Source organism: Pikeienuella piscinae, assembly GCF_011044155.1.
GTDB classification, from domain to species: domain Bacteria; phylum Pseudomonadota; class Alphaproteobacteria; order Rhodobacterales; family Rhodobacteraceae; genus Pikeienuella; species Pikeienuella piscinae.
Map to the genome: position 1 here is coordinate 874,307 of NZ_CP049056.1, position 12,641 is coordinate 886,947.

The following is a 12,641-nucleotide window of genomic DNA, read 5'->3' on the forward strand; positions in this document are numbered from 1 at the left end:
TGGGCGTTGAGTCTTTTAATGTCTGTGTTTATAAGAGTTATGTCTGCACATATTAGCGCTGTCAAGGAGCCGACATGCAGGAAATCTGGGCCGAGCAGGCGCTCACCCCCGAGGGCTGGCGCAACGACGTAGCGGTCGTGATCGACGCCGAGGGGCGAATCGAGAGCGTGACCCCCGACGCGCCGCCGGCGGGGCGCCGCGTCGGCGCGCTTCTACCGGCCCCGGCCAATGTCCATTCGCACGCTTTCCAGCGCGCCATGGCCGGGCTGACCGAGCGGCGCGGGCCGGACCCGAGCGACAGTTTCTGGACCTGGCGGCGGCTGATGTATCGCTTTCTCGACCAGATCGACCCGGATGACGCGGAGGCGATCGCCGCGCTCGTGCAGGTCGAGATGCTGGAATCGGGCTACGCCGCCTGCGGGGAATTCCACTATCTGCATCACCGCGTCGACGGCGGCCGCTATGACGATCCGGCGGAAATGTCGGCGGCGATGGTGCGGGCCGCCGAGATCAGCGGCATCGGATTGACGCTGATGCCGGTGCTCTATGAAGTCGGCGGCTGCGACGGGCGGCCGCTCGGGCCGGGACAGCGGCGCTTTGGCTCGACGCCGGAGAGCTACGCCGATCTCGCGGCGCGGGCGAAGGCGCACATGAAGCCCCTGCCCGGCGACTGCGGCTTCGGAATCGCCCCGCATTCGCTGCGCGCGGTGACGCCGGCAGGGCTGGCCGCGGCGGTGGAGATGGCGGGGGGAGAGCCGATCCATATTCACCTCGCCGAGCAAGTCGCCGAGGTCGAGGAGGTCGAGGCGGAGCGCGGCGCGCGGCCGGTGGAATGGCTGCTCGCCAATGCGCCGGTCGGGCCGCGCTGGTGTCTGATCCACCTCACGCAGATGCGCCCCGAGGAGACGCGGGCGGTGGCGGCTGCCGGCGCGGTCGCGGGGCTGTGTCCGATCACCGAGTCCTCGCTTGGCGACGGGATCTTCGACGGGATCGGGTTCCTCGGGGCCGGCGGGCGCTTCGCGATCGGCTCGGACAGCAACATCCGCATCGCGCTGTCGGAGGAGTTCAGGACGCTGGAGTATTCGCAGCGCCTGCGCGATCGCGGCCGGGCGATGCTGGCGAGCGAAAAGAGCTCCACCGGCCGCGTGCTGCTGGAGGGCGCGGCGCATGGCGGAGCGCAGGCGCTCCGGCGTGCGGCGGGGGCGGTGGCGCCGGGGCTCTGGGCCGATCTTCTGGCGCTGGACACGCGCGCGCTGGACCTGGAAGGAAAGACCGGCGATCTGCTGCTCGACGCCTGGATCTTCGCCGGCGACGACAGGATGGTCACCGATGTCTGGTCGGCCGGGCGGCCGATGGTGACCGACGGGCGGCATTTCGCCCGCGACGAGGTCGAGGCGCGCGCGCGCGCGACGCTCCGGCGGCTGAAGGACCGGCTGTGACCGGCGCGACCGCGAGACGAGCGCCCCCGCGCGGCGACTGGCGGGCGGTGCATGACGAAGCGTTGCGCCGGATCGGGGCGCGTGAATGGCCGCCGGGCGCGCTGATCCCGGCGGAGACCGAGCTGGCGGAGGAGTTCGGCTGCGCCCGCGCCACGGTCGGGCGCGCGCTGAGGGAGCTGGCGGCGTCGGGACTGGTGGAGCGGCGCCGGCGGGCGGGAACGCGGGTCGCGGAGCAGCCGTCGCGGCATGCGCGGCTGACCGTCCCGCTGATCCGCGAGGAGATCGAGACGACCGGCGCGACCTATTCCTACGCGCTGATCGGGGCGGCGGAGCGCAAGGCGCCGCCGGCGGTCGCGGCGCGGCTGGAGGGCGCGGAGCGGCTGCTGCACGTCGCCGCGACACATTTCGCCGACGCCCGGCCCTTCGTTTTCGAGGAGCGCTGGATCAACCTCGACGTTGTTCCGGAGGCGGCGCGGTCGGGACTTTTCGCCGAGATCAGCGCCAATGAATGGCTGGTCAGGAACGCCCCCTTCGCCGGGGGCGAGATGGCGCTTTCGGCGGCTCCGGCGGAGGCGGCGGAGGCGGCGGCGCTGGGGCTTGCGAAGGGCGCGCCGCTCTTCATCGTCGAGCGGCTGACCCGCTCCCCCGACGCCGTCATCACCCTCGCCCGGCTCGCCTATGCGCCGGGCCGGCGGATGCGGCTGGAGCTTTAGATTCGGCGCGGAAATCGGGCATAACCATGGTTATGCGGTGTAAGTTATTGTTATTGCTTTATTTAAAGTGTTAATCCGCGCGGCGACCCCGATCTTCGGCGCGGTTGGATATTGCAGAGCGTTGGACTGCCGCTTCTTGAAATCGAACCCGTATTGCGCGCAGAGCCGCTTCGCCTCGGCTTCCTTCGCACCCCGGTTCACCCCGGCCCGCGCGCGGGTCAGCAGGCAGGCGATCAGCCAATCCGCTGCATCCCGCCGGTCCGGGTGTTGCGGTTGGGCGGCGAAGGCGGCCTCGCGTATCTCCAGCGCTTCGCGCAGCAGCGGCTCGGCCTTCTCCGCCGCGCCGCCCATAAGCCACATGGCGCCGCTGTTCAACGCGCCATGAGCGAGCCTTGCGTCGCTGGCCGGCAGCACCGCGCGCCAGATGGCCAGCGCCGCGCCATAAAGGCGCGCCGCCGCCCGCCCGCGCCCCTGCGCGGAGCGCACCCCGCCCAGATTGTTCAGCGCCAGCGCGACGGGCGCCGAGCGCCGGCCGAAGAGCTCCCGCCGCAGCGCCAGCGCCTGCTGATGCCGCCGCGCCGCTTCGGGCAGCCGTTCCGGCGCGCCCTTGCCGGCGATCTCCAGCAGCAGCAAGCCCAGCAGGTCATGGGCGCTGGCGAGATCGGCCGAACCGGGGCGATGCGCCTCATGCAGCGCAACGGCGCGCGTCAGCTCCGCCTCGGCCTCATTGAACCGGCCGAGTCGCTGAAAGGCCACCCCGAGATTGGCGTGGGCCACCGCGATATTGCGGTGATCCTCCGCCAACCGCGCGCGCTTGATCCGCAGGCTTTCCCGCGCCATCGGCAGGCGGCCCTGATAATCCGCGATCTGGTCCAGATAGATTCCCGCCTGATTGAGCAGATAGTCCCACGCCGCCACCTCCGGCGCAGCGCCACCGGCCAGTAGCGCCTGCACATGCGGGGTCAGCCGGGCGCAGAGCGGCCATTGCGGGGAATGGGACGGGTTGCGGTCGCCGCCGGGATAGACCGCCGCCAGCAGCGCCACGGCGGTCGATGCCATCGCGCCCTCGTCAAGACCGCGCAGGGCGGCGGCGGTCATGCGGTGCATTTCGCGTGTTTCGCCGGCGCCGGTCAGCAGCGACCGCGCCGCCAGTTCGTCGAAGGCCGCGCGCACCCCCGGGGCGTCCTGAGCCAGCGCCTGCGCCTCGTCCGGGATCAGGTCGAGGAACGCTTCCCAGTTTTGTCCCGCCGGCGCCTCCAGCAGCAGCATTGGCCCCAGTCCTTCCGCCGCCCAGAAGGCGCAAAGCTGCGCCACGATCCGCGCGTCGGGGCCGAGTCGCTCGTAGCTCAACCGCACCGCGCCCAGCACCGAATTCGGATAGCCGGCGTTCTGCGGCGCGCGGTCGAGGATCGCGTCGAGTGCGCCCCGCCCTTCAGAGAAGCTCATCTCCGCATCGCGGAGAAAGGCGCCCATCACCACCAGCGCCAGCGGCAGACCGCCGAGGTCTTCGGCCAGCGCGCGGGCGTCTTCGGCCCCTTCATCCCGCCCGGCGGCGTCCATCAGCACTCGCACCGCCGGGGCGTCCGGCGCGTCGAAACCCAGAATGTCGGTCTGGCGGGTGGAAAAGCCGTCCCAACCCTGACCCTGGCGCGTGGTGACGATGACATGCGCGCCCTCGGGAATCAGATCGTCGATATCGGCGCGGGTCTCGACATTGTCGAAGACGATCAGCCAGTTTTTTCCCGAGCGCGCAATCTTCGCGACCACCGCATGCGCGTGCTGGATTTCCGGCTGGTCAGGGGTCGGCAGGCCGAGAGCGTTAGAAAGACCGCAAAGGCCGGTGATCGCCTCCTGCCTCGTTTCCGCCAGCGTCCAGAGGATTCCGTGATAATCCGCCTCGTGGGTTTTCGCGTAATGCCGGGCGAGCGTGGATTTGCCGATGCCGCCCTGCCCGGCCAGCACCGCGCCGGAATTGACCAGCGCGACGCCTTCGCCGTGATCGGCCAGCAGGGCGGCGCGGATTTCCGCCACGTCGGCGTCGCGGCCGAGGACGGGGCGGCCGGTGGGAACGCCGATGCGGATCGGGGGTTCGGGGGGCGGCGGCGGGGCGGGAGGCTCCGGCTTACGGAATATCCATCGGCCGGTTTTATAGAGCCACCCAAGCACGCCACCGACGAATACGAGCACAGTGACGATATTCGCCCAAAGGCCCCAATCTGTCAGTTGCGGTAATTGCTCCATACCAAGACCTTCCCCGGACCGCGCCACCATATCGCGCCCGCCCTCGCCGCCAAGCGAAACCTGAAGCGTGGCGCGCGCGATCAGTCCTTGCCCGATTTGTCCCGCGGCAGATCGGGCTGCGGCCGCCCGCCGGCAGGCGGCCGCAAGAGCGTCAGCCCCGGGCGCCCGCACCCCGATCCTCGGGCGTCGGGTCATGCCGGGCGCCTCGCGGGCCGGGGCGCGGGGTGCGGCCGGGCGCGCGGCGCGGCGGACGGTGGTTCGGGACGGGGTTGGAAAGCGGGCGGCCGGGCGCGCGTCTTCGCGGATTGTCCTTGGCGAAATTCTCCCTATGCTTTGCGGCAAGACGGTCAACGTCGAATCCGATCAGGGAGATCATGCATGAAACGGACTTATCTCATGGCCACCGCCGCCGTGGCGCTCTTCGGATTCGCCGGGGAGGCGATGGCGCTGGAATGGAACGTCTCGACCTGGGGGAAGCGGCGCGCGTTCACCGAGCATCTGGAGAAGCTTGCCGAACTCGTCTCCGAAAAGACCAATGGCGACTTCACGATGAACGTCTCCTATGGCGGGCTCTCCAACAACAAGGAGAATCTCGACGGCATCCAGATCGGCGCTTTCGAGATGGCGCAGTTCTGCGCCGGCTATCATGAGGACAAGAACCCGACCGTGACGGTGCTGGAGCTGCCCTTCATCGGCGTGCAGACGCTGGAGGAGGAGGTCGCGGTCTCCGAGGCGGTCTATGCGCTGCCAGCGGTGAAGGAGGACATGGCGCGCTGGAACGCGATGATCCTGATGCCCTCGCCGATGCCGCAATACAACATCGTCGGCACCGGCGAGCCGCGCCGCACGCTGGCGGATTTCGAGGGGATGCGGGTGCGCGCCACCGGCGGGCTGGGTGAAGCCTTCGCCGCGGTCGGCGCGGTTCCGACCTCGATGACCGCGTCGGAGGTTTACAGCGCGATGGAATCCGGCGTCATCGACACCGCCGCCTTCGCCCAGCACGCGCATCTGAGCTTCCGGACCATCGACCTCGCGACATGGTGGACCGAGAACCTGAACCCCGGCACGGTGAATTGCCCGGTGGTGGCGAATATCGACGCCTACGAGGCGCTGACGCCGGAGCAGAAGCAGGCGCTGGACGAGTCGGCGCCCGAGGCGCTGGCCTATTACGTGCAGAATTACGAGAAGAACGTGATCGGCGAGTGGAACCGGATTCTCGAGGAGAAGGGCGTCGAGAAGGTGCATGTCTCCGACGAGGAGATCGCTGCGTTCAGGGAAGCGGCGGGCGGCCCGGCGCGCGCGGCATGGACCGAGCAGATGAAGGCCCAGGGCCTGCCGGCGGAGGAGTTGCTCGCAACGGTCGACGAGGCGCTGGCGAAGGCGCGCGAATAGACCGGAGGCGGTGACCGGCGCCATGCCCGAAGCGGGGCGCCGGACTTTCGCAGTTTCGATACGACATCGGGGAGACCGCGATGGCCGGACATTCCTCCGTCCGTGAGGATTCGAGCGCGCTTTCCCGCGCCGACCGCGCGCTATTCCGCGTCGAGTCGGGGCTGAACCTCGCCGCCGGGGTCGTGGTTTTCGCGCTGATGCTGCTCGCGGTCGCGCAGATCATGGGGCGCAAGCTCTTCAATGTGCCGGTGCCCGGCTTCATCGACTGGGTGGAGCAGGCGATGGCGGTCTTCGCCTTTCTCGGCATCGCCTATTGCCAGCGGGTCGGCGGGCATATCCGGATGGACATCCTCATCGGGCGTCTGACGGGGCGCGCGCTCTGGGTGGCGGAGCTGATCTCCACGGTGCTGATGCTGCTGCTGACGCTGGCGCTGACGGTCGGCGCGTTCCGGCATTTCCAGCGCGCCTTCGACTGGAACGCGACGTGGTTCAGCCGCGACAGTTCGATCGACATCGCGCTGCCGCTCTGGCCGGCGAAGCTGCTGGTTCCGTTGGCGCTCGGGCTGCTGGCGCTGCGGCTTGCGCTGCAGATCTGGGGGTTCTGGCGGGCGCTGCGCGACGATGACGACGCGCCGGTGGCGGTGCCGCTAATAGAAAGCGCGGCCGAAGTCGCGGCGGCGGAGGCGGAAACTGTGATCGGCGAGCCGGTCGGCGAGCGAGAGCGCGGCTGATGGATCCGCTCAATATCGGCCTGATCCTTTCCGGCCTGCTCGTCGTTCTTGTACTGATCGGGGTGCGCGTCGGCTTCGCGGCCGCCTTTGTCGGTTTCGCCGGACTGTTCTGGATCTTCGCGCAGAAGATGGGGCTGGAGAAGGGTTTTGACGTCGCCGTTTCGATGGCGGGTTCGGTTCCGCATTCGAAGGCGACGACCTATTCGCTGTCGCTGATCCCGACCTTCATCCTGATCGGCTATCTCGCCTATTACGCCGGGCTGACGAAATATCTGTTCGAGGCGGCGAAGCGTTGGGTCGGCTGGCTGCCGGGCGGGCTCGGGGTCGCCACGGTCTTCGCGACGGCGGGGTTCGCGGCGGTCTCGGGGGCGTCGGTCGCGACCTCCGCCGTCTTCGCGCGCATCGCGATACCGGAAATGCTGGCGGAGGGTTACGACCGGCGCTTCGCGGCCGGGGTGGTGGCGGCGGGCGGCACGCTCGCCTCGCTGATCCCGCCGTCGGCGATCCTGGTGATCTATGCGATCATCGTCGAGCAGTCGGTGGGACAATTGCTGCTCGCGGGGTTCATTCCGGGTGCGTATTCGGCGCTGATCTACGGGCTGCTTGTCATCCTCATGGCCAAGTTCCGGCCGAGCCTCGGCCCTGCGGTGCGGGGCTTCACATGGAAGCAGCGGTTCGAATCCATCCCCGGCGCGCTGCCGATCTTCTTCGTCGTCGCGATCATCATATACTGCATCTATTTCGGTTGGGGCACGCCGACCGAAGCCGGCGCGCTCGGCGCCTTCGTCGTTCTCTGCATGGCGCTCTGGAACGGGATGAAATGGGGGCAGCTGAAATCCGCGCTGATGGAGAGCGCGAAGCTGACGGTGATGATCTTCACCATCATCTGGGGCGTGCTGATCTATGTGCGCTTTCTGGGCTTCGCCGATCTGCCCGGCGCATTCGCCGATTTCCTCTCCGGGCTTGACCAGTCGCCGATGGTGACGCTGATCATGATCCTGCTCGCCTACGCCGTTCTCGGCATGTTCATGGACGCCATCGGCATGCTCCTGCTGACGCTGCCGGTGGTCTATCCGGCGGTGATGGCGCTGAATGGCGGCCTGAATGTCTCCGCCGCCGACAGCGCCTTCGGGATGACCGGCTCGGAATGCGCGATCTGGTTCGGCATCATCGTGGTGAAGATGGCGGAGCTTTGCCTGATCACCCCGCCGATCGGGCTCAACTGCTTCGTCGTCGCCGGAGTCCGGCCGGACATCTCCGTGCAGGACGTCTTTCGCGGCGCCACGCCCTTCTTCGTCGCCGACGCGATCACCATCGCCGGGCTGATCGCCTTTCCGGGGATCGTGCTTTATCTGCCGAGATTGCTTCTCGGTTAGGGAACGGAGGGGCGGCGACAAGCAGATTCAGGTCAGGCGCCACAATGCTCTTCCGCGCGGCGTCGGGTTTCGTCTTCTCGCCGCTCCGGGCGCCAGTCAGTCGCTTGAGCCCGGAAAGTGGAGGCCCATCGCGCCGGAAGGCGCGATGGGGTTCGTCATGGCCGGCTACACCGATGGCGAGACGTTCATGCTCTCGCTGTTCTGCTCGGGAACTCTACCGGTCTGGGCGTGCAGGTCGGCGGCTCGCCCCTCGCGTCCGCCTATCCGGTCTTCAGCGCCGCCTCTCGCCTTTTCGGGGATTGTGCCTTACCTGCCAGAGCTGCTCCCGGGTTAGAGGACAGGATCAGGCTGGCGATGCGCACGCTCTATCTGCATGTCGGCCACGGCAAGACCGGGTCGAGCTATCTTCAGAGCTGTTTCGCGCTGAGCCGGGTCCGGCTCGCGGCGCTCGGAGTTCGCTATTGCTGGAGCCGGAAGCTGAAGCGCGCCGCCGCCGGGCGCGCGACGAGCGGGAATGCGCGTATCCTCATCGCGGCGATCCGCAGGCCGGTTCTGGCGGCGCCCGTCGCGCTCTGGTTCCGGTTGCGGGGCGGGAACGCGCTCTTCAGCGCCGAAAAGCTGTTCTTCGTTCTCTCGAATCCCCGCAACAATGGACGGCTGGCGGCGTTTCGCGGGCTCGCCGGGTTCGATCGCATAGAGATCCTGCTCTTCATCCGCGACCCGGCCGAGCATCTCCCCTCCGTCCATCAACAGCAGGTGAAGCGCGAGGGAGCGACCGGGGACATCGACGACGAGGCCGCGCGCTACAAATACCCGCTCGTCGCGCGGCGGTTCCTGGCCACGGCGCGCGCCGATCCCGCGACCCGGGTTCGAGTGCTGAACTATTCGCGCGTCAGGAGGCCGCTTGCGACGATCGCCGAGGACTGGCTCGGCGTCGAGCGGGAAACGCTGAAGCGGCCCGGGACGCATATGGTGAACCGGTCGCTGTCGGCGGCGGAACTGGCGCAGATGCGGGCCCTGAACGCGCGTCACGGGAAGGCGGCCGCCATCGTCGCTGACCGGCTCTGCGAGCAACTGCCGGAAATCGAGCCGCATCAGCCGGCCCCCTCCCCGGCCGCCGCGCGCAAGCTCGAAGCGCGGCTGGCGCCGCATGTCGCCTGGATGAACCGGAGGCTGCCGCCAGCGCAACGCTATCGCGCCGCGGCGGGCGCGGAGGCCGGGAAGACGCCCTCAGGCGCGCCCGCCCCGCTTTCCGCCGCGCAGCGGCGCGTCATCGCCGCGGCGCTGGCGGAAGCGCGGCTGCCCGTCGACGACCTATAGAAGCCGCCCCGCCTCCAGCGTCGCCACACGGTCCATCCGCGCCGCGAGGGCGGGGTTGTGGGTGGCGATGAGGGCCGCCAGCCCCTCTTCGCGCGCGATCTCGAGGAGAAGAGCGAAGACCGTCTCCGACGTGCCGACGTCGAGATTGCCTGTCGGCTCGTCAGCCAGCAGCAGACGCGGCCTGTTGGCGAGGGCGCGGGCGATGGCGACGCGCTGTTGCTCGCCGCCCGAAAGCTCGCCGGGCCGGTGCGCAAAGCGATCCGAAAGACCGACGGCGGCCAGAAGCGCGCGCGCGCGTTTCGCGGCCTCCGCCCCGCTCTTTCCGGCGGCGAGTTGCGGCAGGACCACGTTCTCCTCGGCGGAGAACTCCGGCAGGAGGTGGTGAAACTGGTAGACGAAGCCGATCTCGGCCCGCCGCGCGGCGGTGCGCCCGCCATCGGGCAGCCCGGTCATCGCCCGGCCGCCGATCAGCACCTCGCCTGAATCGGCGCTGTCGAGGAGGCCGGCGATATGAAGCAGCGTCGACTTCCCCGCCCCGGAGGGCGCGACCAGCGCGACGATCTCGCCGGGATGAAGGACGAGATCGACGCCCTTCAGCACCTCGACCGCCGCGCGGCCGGTCCCGTAACTCTTGACGACGCCCGAGAGCGCCAGCGCCGGATCACTCATTGCGCAGCGCCTCCACCGGATCCAGCCGCGCGGCGCGCCATGCGGGATAGAGCGTGGCGAGGAAGGAGAGGCCGAGCGCCAGCGCCAGCACCGAGGCGACATCGGAAAGGTGAAGCTGCGCCGGGATGTCGGTGAGGTAGCGCACCGAGCTGTCCCATACCGAAACGCCGAGCACCCATTCGACCGCCGCCTGCACCGCCTTGATGTTGAGCGTGAAGAGCACGCCGAGTCCGACGCCGAGCAGCGTGCCCACGACGCCGATCGCCGCGCCGCAGACGAAGAACACCCGCATCACGGCGCCGCGTGTCAGCCCGATGGTGCGCAGGATGCCGATATCCGACCCCTTGTCCTTCACCAGCATGATCAGCCCGGAGATGATGTTGAGCGCGGCGACAAGGATGATGAGCGAGAGGATGAGGAACATCACCACCCTTTCAGTCTTCAACGCCTTCAGGTAGCCGCCGTTCTGGTCCTTCCACGTCCAGAGTCGGACCCTGGCGTCGAGCGATCTGGCCAGCCGGTTCACCGCGTCCTCGACCCGGTCCGGCTGCTCGACCATCACCTCGATCATGTCGGCGCGGTCCTGCTTCAGGAAGAACTTTTGCGCCGCTTCGAGCGGCATGTAGACGAGAATCTTGTCGTACTCGGTCATTCCGATGCGAAAGATGTAAGCGACGCGAAAGGAGCGCACCGTCGCCGGCGAGGGGCCGAGCACCGTGCGCAGACCCCGCGGCGAAATCAGCTTCACCGTGTCGCCGACCTTGACGCCCAGATCGTCCGCGACGCCGGCGCCGATGGCGATGCTGTCGCCGCCGAAATCGGCCAGCGCCCCGTTGCTGCTTTCCGGATGCGCCAGCGCTTCGAGCGTTTTCGCGTTCTCGGGGCTGACGCCGCGCACCAGGACGCCCGCCGCGCTTCCATTCACACCCGAGGCCATCACCCGCCCTTCGATGATCGGCGCGGCGCGGGTCACGCCGGGCGTCGCGGCGGCGCGCGCGGCGAGATCGGGGTAATCCTCCAGAACCTTGCCGACGGGCAGGATCAGCACATGGCCGTTGGCCCCGAGAATGCGGCCCACCAGCTCGTCGCGAAAGCCGTTCATCACCGACATGACGATGATCAGCGTGGCGACGCCGAGCATGATGCCGACAAGGCTGAAGCCGGTGATGGCGGAGATCGCGCGCTCCTTCCGACGCGAACGGAGATAGCGGAGCGCGATCATCCACTCGAACCCGGCGAAGGGCCGCGTGCCGGGGGTTCCGGCCATCAGCGCGCCGCGTAGATCTCGGCGAGCCGGGCCACCGCGTCATCGGGCGAAAGCTCCACCGTCTCGCCGGTCTTGCGGCGGGTCAGCTCGACCTGGCCGGATTTCAGCCCGCGCGGGCCGATGGTGACGCGCCATGGCAGGCCGATGAGATCCATCGTAGCGAATTTCGACCCGGCGCGTTCCTCCCGATCATCATAGAGCGGATCGACGCCGGCGGCTTTCAGCTTCGTGTAGATATCGTCGCATGCGGCGTCGGTGGCGGCGTCGCCCTGACGGAGATTGACGACCCCGGCGCCGAAGGGCGTGACCCCTTCTGGCCAGATAATGCCCTTCTCGTCATGGCTCGCCTCGATGATCGCGCCGGCGAGGCGGCTGACGCCGATGCCGTGGCTGCCCATGTGGACAGCAACCTGCGCGCCGGTCTCGTCGGTGACGGTGGCGCCCATCGGCTCCGAATACTTCGTGCCGAAATAGAAGATCTGCCCGACTTCGATGCCACGCGCGGAGCGGCGGCGCTCCTCCGGGATCTCGGCGAATTTCGCCTCGTCATGGGTCTCGTCGGTGCGAGCGTAGCGGGAGGTGAACTCTTCGAGCACGCCCCGGCATTCGGCGATGTCGTCATAGTCGATGGCGCGGTCGCCGAATTTCAGATCGGTGATGGCGCTGTCGTAGAACACCTCCGACTCGCCCGTTTCCGCCAGGACGAGAAACTCGTGCGTGTAGTCGCCGCCGATCGGGCCGCCATCGGCGCGCATCGGGATCGCCTGAAGGCCCATGCGCTCATATGTGCGAAGATAGCTGACCAGGTGGCGGTTATAGGCGTGGAGCGCGGCCTCTTTCGTCAGGTCGAAATTGTAACCGTCCTTCATCAGGAACTCGCGGCCGCGCATGACGCCGAAACGCGGCCGCACTTCGTCGCGGAATTTCCACTGGATGTGGTAGAGTGTCAGCGGCAGCGCCTTGTAGGAGCCGACATAGGAGCGGAAGATGTCGGTGATCAGCTCCTCGTTCGTAGGGCCGTAGAGCATGTCGCGCTTGTGGCGGTCGGTGATGCGCAGCATCTCCTCGCCGTAATCGTCGTAGCGCCCGCTCTCGCGCCAGAGATCGGCGGATTGGATCGTCGGCATCAGCATCGGGATATGGCCGGCGCGCTGCTGCTCCTCATGCACGATGCGCTCGATCCGGCTGAGCACCTTGAAGCCCAGCGGCAGCCAGGAATAGATCCCCGCGCTCGCCTGCCGGATCATCCCCGCCCGGAGCATCAGGCGATGCGAGACGATCTGCGCCTCGGCCGGCGTTTCTTTCAGGACGGGCAGGAAATAACGGGAAAGACGCATGACGCTCCGCTTTCAGTGTTTCACCGCGCCGGTTTAGGCGAGCATGGACACCGGCGCAATCGGGCGCATGCCGTCAGCGCGCCGGCGACGGAAGTTGCGGCGATTGATGGACGGATCGGAAAACGAACAACCATAAATCAGCCATTATTCCGGGTA

10 protein-coding genes are annotated in these 12,641 nt (G+C 68.2%); 6 read left to right on the forward strand and 4 right to left on the reverse strand.

Annotated features, from left to right (window positions below; all coding sequences use genetic code 11):
• Positions 1 to 74: 74 nt before the first annotated feature.
• Positions 75 to 1,439, forward strand: a complete 1,365-nt coding sequence (locus G5B40_RS04140; RefSeq protein ID WP_165095382.1) for a formimidoylglutamate deiminase — start codon at positions 75 to 77, stop codon at positions 1,437 to 1,439.
• Complete coding sequence (locus tag G5B40_RS04145; protein WP_165095385.1) at positions 1,436 to 2,152, forward strand: histidine utilization transcriptional repressor HutC; 717 nt, start codon at positions 1,436 to 1,438, stop codon at positions 2,150 to 2,152. The genes G5B40_RS04140 and G5B40_RS04145 overlap by 4 nt, the downstream gene beginning before the upstream one ends.
• A gap of 30 nt (positions 2,153 to 2,182) precedes the next feature.
• On the opposite strand, the gene G5B40_RS04150 is transcribed toward G5B40_RS04145, so the two are convergent.
• Positions 2,183 to 4,393 carry a tetratricopeptide repeat protein gene (locus tag G5B40_RS04150; protein WP_165095387.1) on the reverse strand — a complete coding sequence of 737 codons (2,211 nt, stop codon included), beginning with the start codon at positions 4,391 to 4,393 and terminating at the stop codon, positions 2,183 to 2,185.
• 378 nt (positions 4,394 to 4,771) lie between these two features.
• Between G5B40_RS04150 and G5B40_RS04155 the strand changes: the two genes are divergently transcribed.
• From G5B40_RS04155 to G5B40_RS04170, 4 genes are all read left to right on the forward strand, one after another.
• Entirely contained in the window at positions 4,772 to 5,785 is a 1,014-nt protein-coding gene (locus tag G5B40_RS04155; RefSeq protein WP_165095390.1) for a C4-dicarboxylate TRAP transporter substrate-binding protein, read from the forward strand.
• Between the two features lie 80 nt (positions 5,786 to 5,865).
• Positions 5,866 to 6,516 carry a TRAP transporter small permease subunit gene (locus tag G5B40_RS04160; RefSeq protein ID WP_165095393.1) on the forward strand — a complete coding sequence of 217 codons (651 nt, stop codon included), beginning with the start codon at positions 5,866 to 5,868 and terminating at the stop codon, positions 6,514 to 6,516.
• Positions 6,516 to 7,892 (forward strand): TRAP transporter large permease, encoded by a 1,377-nt coding sequence (locus G5B40_RS04165; RefSeq protein WP_165095396.1) that lies wholly within the window; start codon positions 6,516 to 6,518, stop codon positions 7,890 to 7,892. The genes G5B40_RS04160 and G5B40_RS04165 overlap by 1 nt, the downstream gene beginning before the upstream one ends.
• Before the next feature lie 354 nt (positions 7,893 to 8,246).
• Positions 8,247 to 9,212: a hypothetical protein gene (locus G5B40_RS04170; RefSeq protein ID WP_165095398.1), complete on the forward strand. Its 966-nt coding sequence runs from the start codon at positions 8,247 to 8,249 to the stop codon at positions 9,210 to 9,212.
• Here G5B40_RS04170 and G5B40_RS04175 read toward each other — a convergent pair.
• The 3 genes from G5B40_RS04175 to proS are packed head-to-tail and all read right to left on the reverse strand — an operon-like array spanning position 9,207 to position 12,485.
• Positions 9,207 to 9,881 (reverse strand): ABC transporter ATP-binding protein, encoded by a 675-nt coding sequence (locus tag G5B40_RS04175; protein WP_165095401.1) that lies wholly within the window; start codon positions 9,879 to 9,881, stop codon positions 9,207 to 9,209. The genes G5B40_RS04170 and G5B40_RS04175 overlap by 6 nt on opposite strands.
• Positions 9,874 to 11,148: a lipoprotein-releasing ABC transporter permease subunit gene (locus tag G5B40_RS04180; RefSeq protein WP_165095404.1), complete on the reverse strand. Its 1,275-nt coding sequence runs from the start codon at positions 11,146 to 11,148 to the stop codon at positions 9,874 to 9,876. The genes G5B40_RS04175 and G5B40_RS04180 overlap by 8 nt, the downstream gene beginning before the upstream one ends.
• Positions 11,148 to 12,485, reverse strand: coding sequence for a proline--tRNA ligase (proS, locus tag G5B40_RS04185; RefSeq protein ID WP_165095407.1), 1,338 nt, complete (start codon positions 12,483 to 12,485; stop codon positions 11,148 to 11,150). Before proS ends, G5B40_RS04180 begins: the two co-directional genes overlap by 1 nt.
• Between the last annotated feature and the right edge of the window lie 156 nt (positions 12,486 to 12,641).